Annotated in this window: 17 protein-coding genes; 12 read left to right on the top strand and 5 right to left on the bottom strand. The window is 54.3% G+C overall.

Going from position 1 to position 19,043, the window contains the following annotated elements; translation table 11 throughout:
- The first annotated feature begins 203 nt into the window (after window positions 1–203).
- The 8 genes from ABWQ15_RS13805 (at window position 204) to ABWQ15_RS13840 (ending at window position 8,902) form a co-directional block, all read left to right on the top strand.
- Window positions 204–1,004: a sugar phosphate isomerase/epimerase family protein gene (locus ABWQ15_RS13805; protein WP_353909360.1), complete on the top strand. Its 801-nt coding sequence runs from the start codon at window positions 204–206 to the stop codon at window positions 1,002–1,004.
- Between the two features lie 34 nt (window positions 1,005–1,038).
- The gene (locus ABWQ15_RS13810; protein WP_353909361.1) at window positions 1,039–1,902 is read left to right on the top strand and encodes a shikimate dehydrogenase family protein; all 864 of its coding nucleotides are present in this window, start codon (window positions 1,039–1,041) and stop codon (window positions 1,900–1,902) included.
- 27 nt (window positions 1,903–1,929) lie between these two features.
- Window positions 1,930–2,493, top strand: coding sequence for a TRAP transporter small permease (locus ABWQ15_RS13815; protein ID WP_353909362.1), 564 nt, complete (start codon window positions 1,930–1,932; stop codon window positions 2,491–2,493).
- A complete protein-coding gene (locus ABWQ15_RS13820; RefSeq protein ID WP_353909363.1) occupies window positions 2,493–3,788 on the top strand; it encodes a TRAP transporter large permease in 1,296 nt (431 codons plus the stop codon). The genes ABWQ15_RS13815 and ABWQ15_RS13820 overlap by 1 nt, the downstream gene beginning before the upstream one ends.
- Before the next feature lie 94 nt (window positions 3,789–3,882).
- A complete protein-coding gene (locus tag ABWQ15_RS13825) occupies window positions 3,883–4,968 on the top strand; it encodes a TRAP transporter substrate-binding protein (protein WP_353909364.1) in 1,086 nt (361 codons plus the stop codon).
- Between the two features lie 99 nt (window positions 4,969–5,067).
- A complete protein-coding gene (locus ABWQ15_RS13830; RefSeq protein ID WP_353909365.1) occupies window positions 5,068–5,958 on the top strand; it encodes a DMT family transporter in 891 nt (296 codons plus the stop codon).
- Window positions 5,959–6,052: 94 nt separating this feature from the next.
- Complete coding sequence (locus ABWQ15_RS13835) at window positions 6,053–6,970, top strand: LysR family transcriptional regulator (RefSeq protein ID WP_353909366.1); 918 nt, start codon at window positions 6,053–6,055, stop codon at window positions 6,968–6,970.
- Window positions 6,971–7,066: 96 nt separating this feature from the next.
- A complete protein-coding gene (locus tag ABWQ15_RS13840) occupies window positions 7,067–8,902 on the top strand; it encodes a thiamine pyrophosphate-binding protein (protein WP_353909367.1) in 1,836 nt (611 codons plus the stop codon).
- A gap of 77 nt (window positions 8,903–8,979) precedes the next feature.
- On the opposite strand, the gene ABWQ15_RS13845 is transcribed toward ABWQ15_RS13840, so the two are convergent.
- Window positions 8,980–9,894 (bottom strand): LysR family transcriptional regulator, encoded by a 915-nt coding sequence (locus ABWQ15_RS13845; protein WP_353909368.1) that lies wholly within the window; start codon window positions 9,892–9,894, stop codon window positions 8,980–8,982.
- 278 nt (window positions 9,895–10,172) lie between these two features.
- On the opposite strand from ABWQ15_RS13845, the gene ABWQ15_RS13850 reads away from it, so the two are divergent.
- From ABWQ15_RS13850 to ABWQ15_RS13860, 3 genes are all read left to right on the top strand, one after another.
- Window positions 10,173–11,609, top strand: a complete 1,437-nt coding sequence (locus ABWQ15_RS13850) for an aldehyde dehydrogenase family protein (protein WP_353909369.1) — start codon at window positions 10,173–10,175, stop codon at window positions 11,607–11,609.
- Window positions 11,610–11,787: 178 nt separating this feature from the next.
- Window positions 11,788–12,597, top strand: a complete 810-nt coding sequence (locus ABWQ15_RS13855; protein ID WP_353909370.1) for an AAA family ATPase — start codon at window positions 11,788–11,790, stop codon at window positions 12,595–12,597.
- 3 nt (window positions 12,598–12,600) lie between these two features.
- Window positions 12,601–13,788, top strand: a complete 1,188-nt coding sequence (locus ABWQ15_RS13860; protein ID WP_353909371.1) for a vWA domain-containing protein — start codon at window positions 12,601–12,603, stop codon at window positions 13,786–13,788.
- Window positions 13,789–14,214: 426 nt separating this feature from the next.
- On the opposite strand, the gene ABWQ15_RS13865 is transcribed toward ABWQ15_RS13860, so the two are convergent.
- Window positions 14,215–14,781, bottom strand: coding sequence for a phosphoribosyltransferase family protein (locus ABWQ15_RS13865; protein ID WP_353909372.1), 567 nt, complete (start codon window positions 14,779–14,781; stop codon window positions 14,215–14,217).
- A gap of 321 nt (window positions 14,782–15,102) precedes the next feature.
- On the opposite strand from ABWQ15_RS13865, the gene gdhA reads away from it, so the two are divergent.
- Complete coding sequence (gene gdhA / locus ABWQ15_RS13870) at window positions 15,103–16,455, top strand: NADP-specific glutamate dehydrogenase (protein WP_353909373.1); 1,353 nt, start codon at window positions 15,103–15,105, stop codon at window positions 16,453–16,455.
- 87 nt (window positions 16,456–16,542) lie between these two features.
- Here gdhA and ABWQ15_RS13875 read toward each other — a convergent pair whose 3' ends face one another.
- The 3 genes from ABWQ15_RS13875 to sfsA form a co-directional block, all read right to left on the bottom strand.
- Entirely contained in the window at window positions 16,543–17,481 is a 939-nt protein-coding gene (locus ABWQ15_RS13875) for a Na/Pi cotransporter family protein (RefSeq protein WP_353909374.1), read from the bottom strand.
- A gap of 102 nt (window positions 17,482–17,583) precedes the next feature.
- Entirely contained in the window at window positions 17,584–18,114 is a 531-nt protein-coding gene (locus tag ABWQ15_RS13880; protein WP_353909377.1) for a manganese efflux pump MntP, read from the bottom strand.
- A gap of 66 nt (window positions 18,115–18,180) precedes the next feature.
- The gene (gene sfsA, locus ABWQ15_RS13885) at window positions 18,181–18,861 is read right to left on the bottom strand and encodes a DNA/RNA nuclease SfsA (protein ID WP_353909375.1); all 681 of its coding nucleotides are present in this window, start codon (window positions 18,859–18,861) and stop codon (window positions 18,181–18,183) included.
- Window positions 18,862–19,043 lie beyond the last annotated feature (182 nt).

A 19,043-nucleotide genomic window follows, 5' to 3' on the forward strand; every position in this document is an offset into this window, starting at 1 on the left:
ATTTTGGAATATGCGACAATTAGCTTATGCAAAATTTTAAGCAATAGGCAAAATAAAACAAACAAATCAACTGTTATTATGAAAATTATCGATTAATAAATAGAAAATAAGTATTAGACTAGATTGATAGTTTCAATATAAAATCTGGCTGTATCCAAACAGAAATTAGCAATATTGCCAAGCGCACATGAAAGGAGTCCATAATGAAGCAATTTTCGTTGGCATATCTTACGGTTCCGGGGATTAATCCCGTGGATCAGATTGCCTTAGCCAAAGATGCAGGTTTCGATTATGTCAGTTTGCGGACTATCCCCATGGGGCTTCCAGGTGAACCTCCCGTCTGCCTGGAACGGGATCCGGATTTGGCTTGCGCCATTCGTGACAAGCTCCGGGAAACGGGTATGAAGCTGCTGGACATCGAGCTGGTTCGTATTCGGGAAGATCTTCCTTCCGACTACCGTGGAGCTTTTGAACAGGGCGCCAAGCTGGGTGCGACCCAAGTACTGTCCAGCGTTTGGACGCAGGAGTACGCCTTCGCAGTTGACCGTCTGGGTATGATCTGTGAGCAGGCAAACGAGTTTGGGTTGACCATCAACCTTGAATTTCCAATCGTCTCCGGACTGACCACCTTAGCCGATACGGTGAAAATTCAGGACAAGGTAAATGCTCCGAACCTCAAGATTCTGATGGACATGATCTATGTTTATTGGGGCAAAGTCACACCGGAAGACATCCGTGCGCTGGAACCGGAACGGTTCGGCCTAATTCACCTGTGTGACTGCCCCAAGGAGATTAACACTGAGTTCATGCAGGTTGTCCGAGAGGGCCGCGCCTACTGTGGCGAGGGTGCGGTAGATCTGGCAGGGCTGCTGAAGGCGCTACCTGACAATCCCTGTTCCATTGAACTGCCCAATATCAAGCGCATTGCAGAGCTGGGCGCAGCCGGACATGCGGCCCGCTGTTTGGATACTGCCAAGGCATATTGCCTTCAGCACGGTCTGTAACCGCTTATCTGAAATATGGAAACGAGGTTGCTGTATGAAAATCGATATTAACACGAAAATGGTTACGCTGATTGGTACGCCTCTGGGTCAGTCCTTTGCCGCTCGGATGCAGAACGCCGGTTATGAAGCTGCCGGTCTGAACATGCTCTACTTTTATACCGAGGCGGACAAGGAGCATCTGGGTGAAATTGTAGGCGGACTGCGGTACATGAATTTTGCCGGTTTCGCCGTTACAAAACCCAACAAGGTTCGTGTACTGCGTTACCTCGACGAGCTAGATCCCCTGTGCCGAAAGATGGGCGCCAGCAATACGGTGGTCAAGACACCGGAAGGCAAGCTGATTGGTTACAACACCGACGGCATAGGCTTTTACACATCGCTTACCCAAGATGGCGGCATTGAGGTAGATCAGTCCGTGTTCTTCTGCTTCGGCGGCGGCGGCGCCGGACGGGCCATGTGTTCCGTCCTTGCCCACTACGGGGCTCGGAAAATTTATATCACCGATGCCTTTGAACCCTGTGCCAAATCGCTGACCGCAGACATCAATGAGAGTTTTGCCCCGGTGGCCGAATTTGTGCATTATGGAGACCTGTCCAAGCTGGCTGCCTGCGATGTGGTGCTGAACGCCAGCGGCATTGGTATGGGAGCTACCGTTGGGCAATCTCCGATGCCCCCCGAGTACATTCAGCCCAGCCAGTTCTATTTTGACGCCTGCTACAATCCAGACAAAACACAGTTCTTGCTCAACGCTGAGGAAAAAGGCTGCCGGGTTCTCAACGGCCTTGGCATGTCGCTCCATCAGGGTGCCGCGCAGATTGAGCTGTGGACTGGGCAAAAGGCGCCTGTGGAGGCCATGCGTCTGGAGCTGCTGGCCATCCTGGCCGAGCAGAGACAGTAATTCCTTTAAATTACAAGGAGGTAGAAAATGAAAGCAATCAAATGGCTGGATGACCACTTTGAAGAATCCCTTCTGGTTATTCTGCTGGTGGTGATTTTCAGCGTCAGTCTGATTCAGGTCATCATCCGAAATATCCCGCAGCTCGCCGCGTTGCAGTGGGCGGAAGAATTCTGCCGCTTCTGCTGGATCTGGAGCGTGTTCCTCTCCCTTCCTTACACCATCCGAAAGGGCAGTATGCTCCGTGTCAGCGTGCTGCTGGATCTGGTACCCGGAACCCTTCGCAAGGTCGTTAATATCTTGGTGGACCTGATTGTCACCGCCTCTATGGGTCTTCTGACCGTGTACTCCGTGTCGGTTCTCAAAGACGTGCTGAAAAGCGGCGAAGCTTCTCCAGCTATGCTGTGGCCCATGTGGATTGTATATATCGTCATGCTCATCGGCTTCGCACTTGGAACCGTCCGCGGCTTGCAGCAGGCGATCATCCATATGATTCACTTCCACGAAAAAGAACTGACCACCCTGGAGCAAACCATAAAGGACGCAGCCGAAGAGGCCGCGATGGCCAAGGGTGAGGAAGGGGAGAACGAATAATGGCAGCATTATTGGTATTTATCGTGTTCCTGGTGGCCATTGCGGTCTCCGTCCCCATCGGTATCAGCATGATCCTGGGCTCCGCCGCTCCCATCCTTCTGATGGACAAGGGCGGATCCATTGTTCAGCTGCTGAATAACGCATTCTCCGGTGCCAACTCCACCCCCATTCTGGCGGTCCCTCTGTTTATTCTGGGCGGCGTCATCATGGCTGAGGGCGGCATCTCCAAAAAGCTCTTCAACTTCTTTGCCTATTTTGTGGGCCGCCTTCCCGGCGGCGTCCCCTGCGCGGTGATTCTGACCTGCCTGTTCTACGGAGCCATCTCCGGCTCCGGACCGGCCACCACCGCCGCCGTGGGTTCCATGTGCATCCCCTTCATGGTCAGTCTGGGCTATGAGCGCCGGTGGAGTGCCGGATTGGTTGCCGTAGCCGGCGGCCTGGGCGTCATCATCCCGCCCTCCATTCCCTTTGTGCTCTATTCTTTGGCCACCGGCGTCTCCACCGGCGACCTGTTTCTTGGCGGCGTGTTCCCCGGCATTCTGATCGGCCTTTTCCTGATGGCCTATGCCGTTTATTACTGCATACGCAAGGGTGAGGATCGGACACTGATTGACCAGAAGATGACCGAACTGAAAGGCCAGGGCTTGGGGAAGCTGTTTCTGGATAGTTTCTGGGCGCTTCTGTGCCCTGTCATCGTTCTGGGCGGTATCTACACTGGCAAGTTCACCCCCACCGAGGCTGCTTGCGTTTCCGTATTTTACGCGCTGATTGTCTCTTTGTTTATTTACAAATCCATTCAGTTTAAAGATCTGATTCCTTTCCTGTGCAGTTCCGTCAAGACTTACGGCGGTCTGGCTTTTGTTCTGGCCTTTGCCACTGCCTTTGGACGCGTACTGTCTCTGACGAAAGCCACCAAGGTCGTGGAGAGCTTTATTCTGAACAACTTCCACTCCAGTTTCACGGTACTCTCCGTTCTGGTTCTGATCTTCCTGATTCTGGGTATGGTCATGGACACCGGCCCCGCCATTATCATTCTGGCTCCCGTACTGCTGCCCGCTGTGCAAAAGCTGGGCGTGGATCCGGTCCACTTCGGTGTAATTCTGGTGTGCTGCCTGTCTATCGGCCTTGCCACGCCTCCCTTCGGACTGGATCTGTTTGTGGCTGGCAACCTGTCGGAGGAACCCCCTATGGCCGTGGCACGGAGAGCCGTCCCCTTTATCATTGCGTTTCTGATTGCCCTGGCCTTGATTACCTATATTCCCTGGTTCAGCGTAGCCCTGGTAAACATGCTCTGATCGTCCCGTTTTGTTTGTCCCTCCCCGCCTCCGGCTTTCGGAGGCGGGGGACAAAATATAAAGCGCATTGGATTAAAAGAAGGAGGAAAAATCAATGAAAAAGTTTACAGCTCTGTTCCTGTCCCTGGCAATGGCACTGTCCTTAGCATCCTGTGGCAGCAAGCCCGCTGCTGGCTCCGCTTCCACCTCCGGCTCCGCTTCCACCTCTCAGGGTACCGATGATCCCTACGCCAAACTGGATCCCGTGGAACTGGTGGGTGCCGACTCCACAGGCAAGGGTGCTGCCGGCCAGCTCTTTGGTCAACTGGTGGCTTCCAAAGTGGCTGAAATAACCGGCGATAAGCTGACCATCGATTACCATCCCAACGGCGACTTGGGCGGCGATGCCGACCTGCTTCGCCAGATGCAGAGCAACGACATCCAGCTCGTAGTCTGCCAGACCGCTCCTGTGGTCTCCTTTGTTCCCCAGATGGCGGTTTTTGACCTCCCCATGGTCTTCTCCAAGTACGACGGCGATACCATTGACAAGGTGCTCAATGGCTCCGACTCTCAGTTCAAGACGCAGATATCCGACGCCTATGAAACCGCCGGCTTCCATCTGCTGGGCTTCCTGCAGAACGCTACCTATCGTCTGACCACCGCCAACAAGGATCTAAAGGATTTGGCTTCCTTTAAGGGGCTGCAGATCCGTACCATGGAAAATAACAACCACATGGCTTTCTGGACCGCCATTGGTGCTGAGCCTACTCCCCTGGCCTTCTCCGAGCTGTATTTTGCCTTGCAGAGCGGTGCTGTGGATGCGGAGGAAAATGCTGCCGACACCATCGTGGGCAACAACTTCAATGAGGTTCAGAAGTATCTGGCCTGCACCAACCACATCCTGTATGTTAACCAGATTTGCATCAACAAGGACGCCTATGATTCTCTGGATCCCGCTTATCAGGCTGCTCTGGACCAGGCTGTGTCCGAGGCTTTGAGCGAGATGCGTCCCCAGCTGGCTAAGATCGACACCGACAATAAGGCTGCTCTGGAGAAGGCCGGCATGACCATTATCCAGTATGATAACTCTTTCTTTGATGAAGTTTTGAATCTCCAGGGCGTGAAGGATCTGTACACCAAAATCGACGGCGACGTTGGCGGCCTGGGTACCACCCTTCAGAGCGCTTTGGCAGCGGGCTGATTTGGGATAGCATACATTCTTGCATGATGTGGCCGGGCTGGCGCCTTTTGGCGGCGACGGCCCGGCCGCTCATTTCATAGCACAGGAAGGAGTCCCTCCATGGATTCTGCACCAAACAACCGGGCTTTTTTCCCGTTGCTGCTCACCTTCTTCTTTTGGGGAAGTGTGTATGTTGCCGGGAAAATGATAGCCAAGGATATCCCACCTCAGTTATTGGCTTGCCTTCGGTGTACGGTGGCGATGGCTCCCTTGCTTCTGATGGCCCGCGGACATCTTAGCACAAAAATTGCCCCGAAGGATTGGAAATATTTTATTTTGGTGGGCTTCCTAGGCTATTTCCTTACAATCTCGCTGATTCAGTTGGGAATCTCCCTGACCGGCGCTTCCATGGCCTCCCTGATCAACTCGCTGACCCCGGTATCAGTTACAGTGATGGCTGCCTTGATTCTCAAGGAGCGGATCACACGGGCTAAGGTTCTCTGTCTTATCTTGGCACTGGCGGGAACCGCAGTCGTCACCAGCGGCGCAGGCGGTCAGAGTGATCTGTTGGGCATTGCCGTGGTGCTGATCTCCGTATTGTGTTGGGGAACAGCCTCGGTGTATATGCGCCGCCTTACAGCGAGCTATCCGGCCATTCTGGTCACAACGTACAGTATGGCAATCAGCCTGATCTTTCACATTCCGGCCGGGATCTTCAGTGCCCTTCATCAGTCAGTCGTCATTTCCCCCAAGGCTGTGGCTGTGGTGCTGTACTTAGGGTTGATTGGCTCAGGCCTGTCCCAGTTTACCTGGACGAAGTGCCTGTCCCTCCTTCCTGCCAGTACTTGCTCGCTGTTTTACCCCCTGCAGCCCACTTTTTCAGCGCTGCTGGGCGCACTATTTTTGGGGGAGCAATTTCGGCCCACCTTTTTTATCGGACTGCTGCTGATCTCCGTCGATGTGGTTCTGAGCACCCGGGAATCCAGTCGACAGGTTGCAAATAAGTTATAAAATTTTTTAAAAGTACCTGACAAATTGCTGTCCGTAAGCGATAATAGCAGGAGAGGATCACCGATCCCGTTTTATTGCGGAAGGAGCGACAGCCATGAACCTAAAACAGTTGCAGTACTTTCAGACCATCGCAGAGTTAGAACACTACACCCAGGCAGCGGAAAAGCTGTATGTCAGCCAGTCCACTCTCAGCCACGCCATTCAGGAACTGGAGGCGGAACTGAATGTGAAATTATTTACGCGAAACGGGCGTAACGTCAAGCTGACGAAATATGGTGAGCTGTTCCTCCCCCATGTTCAAAAAACCCTGGAATCTTTGGAGACAGGAATCTCCACTCTGCAGGAGTATATTAACCCCAACTCCGGCACAGTGACTCTGTCGGGCTTCCCCTCTCTGGCTCAGTTTCTGCCAGATCTTATTGTCCGCTATCTGTCTGAGACTAACCGAGTGGGCGTTCGCTTTCAATTTTCTCAGGACAGCTTCTATACCATTCAGGATCGTCTGCTGTCCGGAAAAACAGACTTGGCCTTTGCCACCTGGATTGACGACCCCCGGGTGGAGCACGTGAAGCTGGGCACCCATCCATTGGTCCTGCTGGTTCCCTTTGCGCACCGATTGGCCAGGTGTGAGAGCGCGAGTCTGAAGGATCTGGACCAGGAATCTTTCATTGATTTTGACAGCACCTCGCAGCTGCACTATCAAAACCGCGAGATGTTTGAGTCCCTGAATATCCATCCCAATATTTTGGCTGAGACGCCGCAGGATATCGTCATGTACGGTCTTGTGGCCGCAAATCACGGGGTAGCCATTACCCCCTATCCTCTGGGCGGCGCGCCTTATAACATCAAGATTCTCCCCATTTCTGACAACATCCCTCAGCGGGATTTGTACCTGATGTGGTGTAAAGACCGATATATTCCCCCTGCGGCTGAATACTTTCGGGATTTTATTATCCGCAGCGGCAAGGTGTTTGATCAATTCCGAGCCCGCAACGGCCCAAGCCTTGTCTGAACTGTGGAAGTGCGCGTTTGACCCGGCGGTCTAATATTTCGTTTATTAAACCCGGCTCTGCCCAGCAGAGCGCCGGATCTTTAGGAGGCAGCAACAATGAGCAAAAAATTAGTATCCGAACTGATGGTAGATTACCTGGAGCGCAGAGACGTGAAATATGTGTTCGGCCTGTGCGGACACACGGTCATCGGAATGCTGGATGCTTTGTCCCGCAGCACAAAGGTGACTTACGTCTCCAACCGCCATGAGTCTGTGGCCTCTACTGCCGCGGACGGCTACGCCCGTGTCACCCACAAGGCTTCCGTAGTTATGTGTCACCTGGGGCCCGGTCTGACCAACGTACTGACCGGCGTGGCAAATGCCGCCTTTGACTCTATCCCCATGGTGGTCATCGCGGGCGACGTGCCCAGCTACTACTTCGGCAAGCATCCCCATCAAGAGGTCAACATGCACGGCGACGCCACCCAGTATAAGATTTTGGAGCCCGTGGTCAAGCGTGCTTGGCGGGTGGACGATCCCGAGGCACTGCCCGATATCATGGACAAGGCATTCCGGTTGGCGGAGTCCGGCCGCCCGGGCCCGGTGCTCATTGATATGCCCATGGACATGTTTTCTCGGGAAATCGATGATGATCTGTGGTCCAGAACCTACAAGGATAGCCACATCACCATGCGTCCCGCGCTGGACCCGGCCGCTGCCAAGGCTATCGCCGCCAAGCTGGTTGAGGCGAAGAACCCAGTTCTTCATGCAGGCGGCGGCATTCTGCTGGCCCAGGCCTCTGACGAGCTGGCTGCGCTGGCCGAGTTCCTGGACATTCCCGTCTCCCGCACTCTGATGGGACAGGGCTGCCTGTCCGACCGTCACCCTCTGATGATCGGTCAGACCGGCTTCTGGGGCATGGAATTCACCCACTCTCTCACGGTCAACGCCGATGTGATTCTGGGTTTAGGCACACGCTTTGCCGAAGCGGACAGCTCCAGCTGGTATCAGGGCGTCACCTTCGACCCCGACAAGACCACCTTCCTCCAGATTGACATTGATCCCTCTGAAATAGGCCGCAATTATCCTGTGGAAATCGGCGCGGTGGGCGATTTGAAGCTGGGTCTGGCCCAGATTTTGGAAGAGGTCAAAAAGCTCTGCCCTCAGGGAAAGAGCCACCCCGAGTTGCGGGAAAAGATCGCTGTCGCCAAGGCCGCGTTTAAGAAATCCAACGAGGCTATCTCCAACGACAGCCGTTTCCCCATGACCCCGCAGCGCATCCTGAAGGACGTCGAAGCGGTATTTCCCGAGGACAGCCTCATCTTCACCGATGTGGGCTGGAACAAGAATGGTGTGGCGCAGCAGTTTGACATCACCGTTCCCGGCAGCATCCATCACTCCTCCGGCTTGGCCACCATGGGCTTCGGCGCTTCTGCCGTCCTGGGCGGCAAGCTGGCCGCTCCCGACCGCATCTGCCTGACCCTTACCGGCGACGGCGGCTTTGGTGTAAATCCCACCTGTCTGGCTACCGCCGTGGAGCAGGGTATCGCCTGCACCTGGGTGGTAATGAATAACTCCGCTTTCGGCACCATCGCCGGATTGGAGAACGCCAATTATAAGACCAAATTTGGAACTGTGTTCCAAACCCCAGACGGAAATGCGTACAGCCCCCGCTGGGCCGATGTAGCCAAGGCTTATGGCGTAGAGTCCGTTTGTGTCGGCACCGCTGATGAATTCAAGGGTGCCCTGGAGCAGGCTCTGGCCGCCAACAAGGCCGGCAGGCCCTTCCTGGTGGAGGCCCCCATGGAGAACATCGTCGTGCCAACTCCCGGCTGCTGGAACATCAACGATATATACAGTCCCACTGGACTGGTCCGGGACGGCAAACTGGTCCGCAAGGAAAACGGGTGCTATGTGGCCCCCAGCCACTCCAAATCCCACAACGCTAAGTAACTGACGCCTTGCTCGCAAAAATGTGGCGGGACCGTATCTCACAGATACCCGTCCCGCCACATTTTTCAAAGCAGTGATTATTCGGCCCCCGTGGGTCTCGGAGCCGGCGGAGTAGCATAATGCTCAAGGATATATTGCTTTACCCGCTGCGCAGCCGGCGAGAGCGGCAGATTTTTCGACCAGGAGAGGTAGACCGTCCGCACAAACGCCTGCTCCGAATCTTCAATGGGAATAACCGACACCTTCCCGTTTTCCATGGCCGGCACCCGGGGCAGAATGGATACTCCAAATCGCAGCGCCACATACTGCAGTGCAGCATTGCACTCCCGCACCTCGAATACAACACTGGGGATCACCCCCCGCTTGGAAAACTCTTGATCCACCAGTGTGCGCAAGTTGCTGGGCTTGTCCAACATGACCATTGGCTCCCGTGCAAACTGGTCGAAGGTGACGCTGTCCCGCCCCGCCAGGGGGTGGTTAGCGGGTACCGCCAAATAGAGCGGCTGACGCATAATCATCACCGATTCAATGCTTTCATCCAGATGCAAGCAAAAGGCCAGGTCCAACTCGCCATTCTTCAATTGCGTATAGATATCGAAGGAGGGCGCTTCAATAAACTGAAAACGAATCCCCCGATTTTCCTCCTGGCTGTATACTTCGGCCATTATAGATGGGATAAGCGAGGACGAGATGGAGTGGAAATACCCCAGGTTCACCACCTGCAGGGCAGTCCCCGCCATCTGGTGCAGCACATCCGCTCCCTCGTTCAGCAAGGCCAGCGCCTTTTCCACATAGGGCAGGAATTGCTCGCCGTACATGGTCAGACTGACCGTGCGATTTTGCTTGTTGAACAGTTTAACATCCAGCTCTTTTTCCAACTCACTGATGGAATAGCTTAAACTGGGTTGAGCAATATGCAGTTCTTTGGCCGCATGCGTATAGTGAAGCACCCGTGCCAATGTCTTAAAGTATTGCAGCTGAAGCAGTGTCATTCGTCTCTCTCCAAATCTTCACCCCTGCCGATGTCCTTTTAATATGTGTCGGGTTTTTTCTTATTATAACATAGAAGCAACTCGTCAAAACAAATAAAGATACTGCGCATTTTTGTGCATTATGCGCTTCTGCTTTGTTGTTCCTCTGATTCCTCATAGTCTCTTTCTATAAACGAAAAAGAAAGTTGGTATTGGACACAGCGATGCAGACGGGCTAAGATAAATCATAAGAATTCCTTCCCATGAAATTTTAATATAACCAAAAGGAGAATGTGATTATGTCTAAAGAAGTAACTGCGGAACAGATCCAGATGCTCGATGAAATGGTAGCCCGTGCCAAAGCTGCTGCCGACATCATCGCCACATACGATCAGGAGCGGGTTGACCGTCTTTGTCAGGCTGTCGCCGCAGCTGTGTGCGATATGAAGTTCTGGGGGCCCATGTGCGATGAGGCCGTGGACGAGACCAGACTGGGCGATAAGGTTACTAAGCGCAACAAACGCAACAAGGTCAAGTTGATTCTGCGTGACTGCCTGCGTCAGAAGAGCGTTGGCATTATCGAGGAGATTCCCGAGAAAGGCCTGGTGAAATATGCCAAGCCCGTAGGCGTGATCGCCACTCTGGTTCCCACCACCAATCCCTGCCTGACGCCTGCCGGTCAGGTGGTTTATGCCATAAAGGCCCGCGACGTTCTGATCTGCTCTCCCCATCCCCGTGCGAAGAATGTGACTAACAAGTGCATCAACGTTATTCGTGAGACACTGGTTCGCGAGGGTGCCCCCGCCGATATCATTCAGGGTATTGCTGAGCCTTCCATCGCCCTGACTCAGGAATTGATGAAGAAGGTCAATCTTGTGATTGCAACCGGTGGCCGTCCGATGGTTAAGTCCGCCTACTCCTCCGGCACTCCCGCTTACGGCTCCGGAGCCGGTAACGCCACCGTCATCATCGACGAAACCGCCAACACCCCCGAGCGTCAGGCTGAGGCCGCAATGAACTCCCGCATCTCCAAGTGCTCCGACTTTGGCTCCGGCTGCTCCTGCGACGGCAACCTGTTGATCCATGAGTCTGTTTATGATGGCTTCGTCGCAGCTCTTGTCAAGGAAGGCGCCTATCTGGCCAACGAGGAAGAGGCCGAGAAGCTCAAGGCCGTTATGTGGGACGAGATCGGTCACCGTCTGCCCAACACCGTGGCTATCAGCCCCCAGAAGCTGGCTGAGGCTGCCGGCTTCACTATCCCCGATGACCGTAAGTTCATTGCTGTCACCGGCGGTGGCAAGAATGACATCGGCAAGGAGCATTATTTCTCCAGCGAGAAGCTGACCACTCTGCTGTCTCTGTTTAAGTACGAAGGCGAGTTTGAAAACGCTCTGGATATGATGCGCGCTATTTTTGAAGTCGGAGGCAAGGGCCATTCCTGCGGCATCTACTCCTGGAACGATGAGCACATCCATCGTCTGGGCATGGCTGCTCCGGTCTCCCGCATCATGGTGCGTCAGCCCAACAACCGCGGCAACTCCGGCTCCTCTACCAACGGCATGCCCCCCACGTCTTCCATGGGCTGCGGCACTTGGGGCGGCAACATCGTCTCTGAGAACATTGCACTCAAGCATTATATGAACACCACTTGGGTGGCTCGTCCTCTGGCCGAGGATATGCCCTCCAACAAAGAGCTGTTCGGCGACTTCTTCAAAGAGGGTATGGACGAGGAATAAACGGCTGTACCGTGTTGGCTGTTTTGCTGCGCCAACGATAAACGGGACATGAGCCAACTGAATTCAAGTTCGCACCGCAGAACAAGCTGATGGGGCCATTTGATTCAATGCCACCACGAAAGGCGCCAAAACCTTCCGTGGTGGCATTTTCTATATTGACCGGAAAGGGACTATTAAGATGGACGAATTTAAGGGAAGTCAGAATTATGTGGCCTCGGAAGAACTGATGCGCGCGGTAAACATTGCCATGGTACTCCAGAAGCCGCTGCTGATCAAGGGAGAACCGGGCACGGGCAAAACCATGTTGGCCGAGGCCATTGCCACCACTCTGAAGAAAAAATTGATTATCTGGAACATCAAGTCCACCACCAAGGCGCAGGACGGACTGTATGTTTACGATGTGGTCCAGCGGCTGTACGACAGCCAGTTTGGCGGTGAAGGAGTCAATCACATTGAAAAATACGTCAAACTTGGTAAGCTGGGAGAGGCATTCACCGATCAGGAGCAAGTGATTTTGCTGATCGATGAAATTGACAAGGCGGATTTGGAGTTTCCCAATGACCTGCTTTGGGAGTTGGACCGCATGGAGTTTTATATTCCGGAGACAGGGCGCATCGTCAAGGCCAATCACCGCCCTGTAGTAATCATCACCTCCAATGCTGAAAAGGAACTGCCCGACGCCTTCCTGCGCCGGTGTGTGTTCCACTATATCGAATTCCCCGACAAGGAGCTGATGGCTCAAATTGTCCGGGTTCACTTCCCTCTTATCAACGAGAAGCTGCTCGATCAGGTGATTGAGGCCTTTTACAAGATCCGTAAGCTACCTCAGATCAAGAAGAAACCCTCTACCAGCGAAATTATCGACTGGATCCAGGCGCTGATTCACGAGGGTGTGGACCCCGACCGAATTGTTAGTGAGGTTCCCTACCTGGGTGTTGTTCTGAAAAAAAACGAGGACATGGACGCTCTGCGGCACAACTGGCGGTGAAGTATGTTCGAGGAGTTTCTTTACCTGCTGCGAAAAAGAGGTCTGAAGGTCTCGCTCACCGAGTGGGTGAGTCTGATGGAGGCCCTGGATAAGGGACTGCACAACTCCAACTTTACCGGATTTTATTACCTGTGCCGCTGTCTGCTGGTGAAGAACGAGGCCGACTTTGACTGCTTTGACCGCTGCTTTCTGGACTACTTCAAAGATGTCCCTTTCCATCAGGAGCTGTCTCAAGAACTATTGGACTGGCTTGAAAAGCCCAATTCCCCCACGGGGGAATATGACGAGCAGCAGGCAGAGCTGAACGATCAGCTCCGCCGCACTGAGATCGAGGCACTTTTTCAGGAACGGAAAAACGAGCAGCGGGAGCAGCATAACTGCGGTAATTATTGGATCGGTACCCATGGCATGTCAATTTATGGAAACACGGGCATGAGCCCCAAGGGAATCCGAGTAGGCAGTCAGGGTATGTACAAGCGCGCTTTCCGCGTGGCCGGAGAGCGAAGATTCCGGGACTTTCGTGAGGATAGCACCCTGGATATTCGACAGTTCCAGGTGGCCCTGCGGAAGCTGCGGCAATTCTCCGGGTTGGTGGATCTCCCTCGTACCCAGTTTGATGTAGACGATACCATTCAGGTCACCGCCCAGCAGGGCGGTATGTTAAAGGTGCGCTACAAGCGCCCTCGGGAAAACACAGTCAAAATATTGCTGCTGATGGACTCAGGCGGCTCTATGGAATATTACAGCTCACTATGTTCCGCGCTGTTCCAGGCAGTGAGCAAGTCTGGACATTTCAAGGAATTAAAGATCTACTATTTTCACAACTGTATTTACACTCGACTGTATAACGATCCCATTATCGACCCCAGGAACTCCATTCCCACCGACATGGCAATCTCCAATCTCTCAGAAGAATGGAAAGTAATCTTTGTCGGGGACGCTCAGATGAACCTCCGCGAGTTGGAGGGCCACTACTATGGACACGGAGAAGAAGGTCCCCGCTGTGGGCTTGATTGGCTGCATTTTTTTCGCCAGCGTTATCCTCATATTATCTGGCTCAACCCCAGCGACCGACCCAACTGGGGCGAAGAGTGGTCCCACAGTTACGATGCTATTGCTGAGCTTTTTCCCATGTTCCCCTTAACGGTGGACGGTTTGGAAGCAGGTATGAGGAAGCTGCTGGCACGTTGAGCCCGGCCGTGTTCATATCGGAGTCGTTGACAACAGCTTGATTTCTCGCTCATATCCGTCAATGATTTTGAATTGGTCAGGCCCTTCCCCCGCTCGCATCTTTTCGTTATTGCCAGTCAACATACTTGCAATCCGCTCGGCGAGAGCAGAAACGGCTTCCCTGCTCGCAGGCCATCATCTACCGCTAGCTGAGCAACCTCAATCAGGGATAGCGCCAACCGGAACCGTCGGCTATCCGGTCAGGGCGTGGCCGCGGCATAACACATTGCGTTGAATTGAAATTGCAGTTTCGTCGAGCGCATTGAAGCCGAAGAGCGGGACTGTTTAACAGGCAAAGGCAGACAGCAAATTTGCTGTCTGCCTTTGCTAAATACCCACAGTTCCGTTTATGTTCCTATTGGCTCGCGCCTACCATCGCCCTCTTTTTCATTTTAAGACCGTTCCATCGGCGTTGAACAGCGGCAGCGGAGCCAGATATTTGATGTCGTCCCGTTTTTGGGCGTCCCCCTCGGCAAAAACCGCGATGCGGCCCGCCACGGTTCCTCCGGCCAATGCCACCAGTGCCTCCATTGCCTGCATGGACCCGCCCGTGGAGATCACATCGTCCACCAGGAGTACCCGCCTTCCCCCAATCAGTTCCGCGTCGTCCCGGCCCAGATATAGCTTCTGCGTCCCGCTGGTTGTAATCGACTGGTCCTCCACATGGATGGGGTCTGGCATATATGCCTTGGGGCCCTTGCGGGCAATAAAATATCTGCCTGCGCCGGACTGGCGGGCCATCTCATGGATCAGGGGGATGCTCTTAGCCTCAGCCGTAAGCATATAATCATAGTCGGCTGCGGGAACCAGCTTCAGGAGCTCCCGGGCGCAGGCGACGGTGATCTCCGCGTCGCCAAAGCAGATGAACGCCCCAATATACAGATCGTCAGTCACCTTGCAGATGGGCAGTTCTCGTTCCAGCCCCGCAATCGTCGTCTTATAAGTGTGCCGCATGTCAAAACGCCTCCAAAAAAACAGTCAAATTTCTAATTTGTCGTTACTTCCCAAACATTTATATTATATAATTTCATGGAAAAATGTCAATCCAGAAAAGACAATCTTCCGCTAAAAGACGTAAATCTTGCATTTTTTATGGTGAAATGCACAAAAACCTGCATTGATTTTTTCGTTATACCAAAAGAAAATAGCCCGTATGAAGAAATGTAGGCTTGCTTCTATGCATAAGAAGTGCTAGAATGCCCTTAGTGACAAATGGAAGCTTTGGTTAATTTGTACAAAAAAACCGTTGTATAAAAATGAAGGAGGAAGTTTTTAATGAATGCATACCTCGCTAAGGTGCTCGAAAATGTGAAGGCCAAAAATGCCAACGAGCCTGAGTTCCTGCAGACAGTGGAGGAGGTTCTGACCTCTTTGGAGCCTGTGATTGACGCGCATCCCGAATATGAGAAAGCCTGCCTACTGGAGCGGATGGTCGAACCCGAGCGCACCGTGGAGTTCCGCGTTACTTGGCTGGACGATAAGGGCAACTATCAGGTCAACCGCGGCTACCGCGTACAGTATAACGGAGCGCTCGGCCCCTACAAGGGCGGTCTGCGCTTTGATCCCTCCGTTAACCTCTCTATCATCAAGTTTCTGGGCTTTGAGCAGGTTTACAAGGACGCTCTGACCGGTCTGCCCATCGGCGGCGCCAAGGGTGGTTCCGACTTCGATCCCCGCGGTCGCAGCGACGGCGAGGTCATGCGCTTCTGCCAGGCCTTTATGACCGAGCTGTATCGTCACATTGGTCAGGATATCGACTGCCCCGCTGGAGATCTGGGCTGCGGTGGCCGTGAGATCAATTATCTGTACGGCCAGTATCGCCGTCTGGTGGGTGCCTCCGAGTTTGGCGCTCTGAGCGGCAAGTCTGTCGCTACCGGCGGTTCTATTCTCCGTCCCGAGGCCACCGGCTACGGTGCTGTCTATTATCTGTGCGAAGTGCTCAAGCACGACGGTGAGGACATCAAGGATAAACGCATCGGCGTCTCCGGTTACGGCAATGTGGGCTGGGGCATCATGAAGAAGGCCGCAGAGCTCGGCGCCAAGGTCACCTATATGGCTGGCCCCGATGGCTATGTCCACGATCCCGACGGCATCACCACCGAGGAGAAGTTGAATTTCATCCTTGAGATGCGCGAGAAGGATCCCATGCACTGCAAGCCCTACGCTGACAAGTTCGGCTGCGAGTTCGTCGCCGGCACCAAGCACTGGGGCCACAAGGACGTGGATATCATCATGCCCGCCGCCACCCAGAACGACGTCAACATGGAGTGGGCCAAGAAGATTGCCGAGTCCGGTGTGAAGTATTATATTGAAGTCGCCAATATGCCCACCACCAACGACGCTCTGGAGTTCCTGAAGAAGCAGAAGCACATGGTGGTTGCTCCCTCCAAGGCTGTCAATGCCGGCGGCGTCTCCGTCTCCGAGTTGGAGATGGCTCAGAACGCCGAGCGTCTGTACTGGACCGCAGAGGAAGTGGATAAGAAGCTGCACGGCATCATGAAGAACATCTACGCCTCTTCCGTCGAAGTCGCTGAGCGCTACGGCTTGGGCTATGACTTGGTGGCCGGTGCCAACATCGCGGGCTTCCAGAGAGTGGCTGACGCCATGATGGCTCAGGGTATTTTCTAAGAACCAGATCTTTCGTTATAGTAACATCCGCGCCGTGCGGGACCAATTTGGTCACGCACGGCATTTTTGATTCTCCCCTGCAGCCGGTCAGGTTTGCTTGCTCCGCGTAGGAAACAGAAAAGCGCCCGTCAGATAGTCGGAAAGCGGCAGGAGCATCGCTGCGGAGAGCAGATTGAACGCCGTGTGGACGGCGGCAATTTCCATCGGGCCGATGGGACGGTTTCTAAATTTCACACCAAAGCTCAGCCACAGCGGCAGAAGCACCGCCGTCCCCAGCAGATTGAACCGTAGGTGAGCCAAAGCCGCACGCTTCGCGTTAGGCCCGCCGCCGATGGAAGCCAGCAGCACCGTAACACAGGTGCCGATATTTCCGCCCAGTACCAGCGGCACACCCACACTCCAGGGCACCGTCCCCGTGGCAGAGAAGGCCTGCAAAAGTCCAATGGCGGCACTGGAGCTCTGAAGAACGCCGGTGACCGCCGTTCCCACCAACACAGCCGGCAGCGGATGAATCGCCAACACCATCAAACGATGGAATGTTGCCGTCTCCGCCAGCGGTGCGGCCGAGGCAGCCATCCGCTCCATCCCGGTCAGCAATAGATACAGGCCCAGCAGTAGCCCACCCCAGGCCCGGCGTTTCGGCACCAGCAGGTAGAGCAACAAGCCCACACACGCCGCCGCTACCGTCAGTGCCGAGGCGGAAGCAGAGGCCCCCGTGCGAAGGCACAGAAGCCATGCCGTGGCGGTGGTCCCCACGTTGCTTCCAATCATCACTGGCACGATCTGCCGGAGGGTAAGAATTTCCGCGTCCGCCAGGGACACCGCCAGCACCGTGACTGCGGACGAGGACTGGACCACTGCCGTCACGGCAAACCCCAGCAGTGCTCCACGCTGACGGCTGTCCGTCACGCGGCGCAGCGCCCGTTCCGCCCGCCCGCCGCTCAGCTCCCGCAAGTGCTCTCCCAGCAGCGTCATTCCGAACAGAAATAGAACCATACCGCCAAGCATCGACCACAGACAATCCATGCCACTCCCCCCTTCTGAACGGAGGATATGAACGCAGGGCAAAAAAAAATACCGGAGCAGGCGCAATTCAAGCACTCCTACTCCCGTATTCTCATTATGCACTCAGGCCAGGAACCCCAGATGCTCCAGCAATATCTTTGTGCCCAGTAAAATCAGGATGACGCCTCCGGTAAGTTCCGCGCGGCGCTTGTAGCGCGTTCCAAAAAGATTTCCAACCGCCACGCCAATCAAAGACAATATAAACGTGATGCTTCCGATAATGGAGACAGCCGGAACGATCTCCACATTCAGAAACGCAAAGGTCACGCCCACCGCCAGCGCATCAATGCTGGTGGCCACCGCCAGCACCGTCAAGCGCTTCAGGTCAATGCGCTGATCCACAGCACACTTTGTCTCCTCTTCTTTCCCCAAACTCTCCCTCACCATATTCCCGCCGATTGCCAGCAGTAGCACAAAAGCCACCCAGTGATCCACACTTTGGATGTATCCGGCAAACCGAGACCCCAGAAGCCAGCCAAAAAATGGCATCAGCGCCTGAAACCCGCCGAAAAAAAGGGCAATCACAAATGCATATCGCCAGTTGAATTTTCGCATGCACAGTCCCTGACAGATCGCCACGGCGAAAGCGTCCATGGACAGCCCCACGCCAATCAGAAAAAGTTCAAATAGTCCCAAAGAAGTTTGCTCCTATCCTGAAAATTATAAAATCACGGGAATTTCCCGCCGGATTACCACGCTGTCCGGTGTCACCGCGCAGTCATATGCCCGCACATGCACGCCCGAGGCCACCGCTGCCCGCAGCGCCGCGCCGAAAGCAGGGTGTGTCGCGTCGTTGGGCGCCACATCTTCCATGCCCTCCATCTGTACCACAAAAAAAAGGGTAGCCTCCAGTCCCTGCCCAACCGCAGTCTGCAGCTCGTGGATGTGCCTGACGCCCCGTTCGGTGGGCGCGTCTGGAAATTGGGCGTGACCGTTTTCCTCTAGTGTTACCCCCTTGACCTCCACCAAATGCAACCCCCGTGCTGTTTCCAGACAAAAGTCAATGCGGGACGCGCCATAAACATACTCCGGCCTAACGGCAGTTATATCCGGCACAAAGCCACCCGCAGCCGCCCATTCCCGGAAGACGCAGTTAGGTGCCTGAGCATCCATGTTGATGAGAAGATTCCCTTTTTCCACGGCAATCAAATCATAGGCTGTTTTTCTGTCGGGGTTCTCAGCCCGTTCCAGATATACCGTTGCTCCGTGTACCAGCAGTTCCCGACAGCGACCTGTGTTTTTCACGTGGCATACCTGGCGGCCTCCCGCCGTATCTACCAGCGCAATGAAGCGATTTGGCCGCTCCACAAAATGACCGGAAAGGACGGTCCCATACCGCATCAGCGTCTCCTCCCCGCGCCGCTCAGCGCAAAACGTGAACTTAATTTATGCACAACTATAATAGCCGTGCAGTGAAAAAGAGGGCTACAGAAAATTAGTAAGACAGCGGCAAAATACTAGTTTTTGCAAAGTACAGAGCGGACAGTCAAAAAACTGTCCGCTCTGTGTTGGCGCTACCTGTC

Origin of the sequence: Oscillibacter sp. (assembly GCF_040505565.1) — a bacterium.
GTDB lineage: Bacteria > Bacillota > Clostridia > Oscillospirales > Oscillospiraceae > Oscillibacter.

What these genes read in the sequence shown, in the direction of transcription:
- ABWQ15_RS13840 (WP_353909367.1), top strand. Translation starts at nt 7,067, where the DNA reads ATGAGCAAAAAATTAGTATCCGAACTGATGGTAGATTACCTGGAGCGC.
- ABWQ15_RS13865 (WP_353909372.1), bottom strand. Translation starts at nt 14,781, where the DNA reads ATGCGGCACACTTATAAGACGACGATTGCGGGGCTGGAACGAGAACTG.
- ABWQ15_RS13880 (WP_353909377.1), bottom strand. Translation starts at nt 18,114, where the DNA reads ATGGACGCTTTCGCCGTGGCGATCTGTCAGGGACTGTGCATGCGAAAA.
- ABWQ15_RS13860 (WP_353909371.1), top strand. Translation starts at nt 12,601, where the DNA reads ATGTTCGAGGAGTTTCTTTACCTGCTGCGAAAAAGAGGTCTGAAGGTC.
- ABWQ15_RS13815 (WP_353909362.1), top strand. Translation starts at nt 1,930, where the DNA reads ATGAAAGCAATCAAATGGCTGGATGACCACTTTGAAGAATCCCTTCTG.
- ABWQ15_RS13875 (WP_353909374.1), bottom strand. Translation starts at nt 17,481, where the DNA reads ATGGATTGTCTGTGGTCGATGCTTGGCGGTATGGTTCTATTTCTGTTC.
- ABWQ15_RS13835 (WP_353909366.1), top strand. Translation starts at nt 6,053, where the DNA reads ATGAACCTAAAACAGTTGCAGTACTTTCAGACCATCGCAGAGTTAGAA.
- gdhA (WP_353909373.1), top strand. Translation starts at nt 15,103, where the DNA reads ATGAATGCATACCTCGCTAAGGTGCTCGAAAATGTGAAGGCCAAAAAT.
- ABWQ15_RS13855 (WP_353909370.1), top strand. Translation starts at nt 11,788, where the DNA reads ATGGACGAATTTAAGGGAAGTCAGAATTATGTGGCCTCGGAAGAACTG.
- ABWQ15_RS13820 (WP_353909363.1), top strand. Translation starts at nt 2,493, where the DNA reads ATGGCAGCATTATTGGTATTTATCGTGTTCCTGGTGGCCATTGCGGTC.
- ABWQ15_RS13850 (WP_353909369.1), top strand. Translation starts at nt 10,173, where the DNA reads ATGTCTAAAGAAGTAACTGCGGAACAGATCCAGATGCTCGATGAAATG.
- ABWQ15_RS13810 (WP_353909361.1), top strand. Translation starts at nt 1,039, where the DNA reads ATGAAAATCGATATTAACACGAAAATGGTTACGCTGATTGGTACGCCT.
- ABWQ15_RS13845 (WP_353909368.1), bottom strand. Translation starts at nt 9,894, where the DNA reads ATGACACTGCTTCAGCTGCAATACTTTAAGACATTGGCACGGGTGCTT.
- ABWQ15_RS13830 (WP_353909365.1), top strand. Translation starts at nt 5,068, where the DNA reads ATGGATTCTGCACCAAACAACCGGGCTTTTTTCCCGTTGCTGCTCACC.
- sfsA (WP_353909375.1), bottom strand. Translation starts at nt 18,861, where the DNA reads ATGCGGTATGGGACCGTCCTTTCCGGTCATTTTGTGGAGCGGCCAAAT.
- ABWQ15_RS13805 (WP_353909360.1), top strand. Translation starts at nt 204, where the DNA reads ATGAAGCAATTTTCGTTGGCATATCTTACGGTTCCGGGGATTAATCCC.
- ABWQ15_RS13825 (WP_353909364.1), top strand. Translation starts at nt 3,883, where the DNA reads ATGAAAAAGTTTACAGCTCTGTTCCTGTCCCTGGCAATGGCACTGTCC.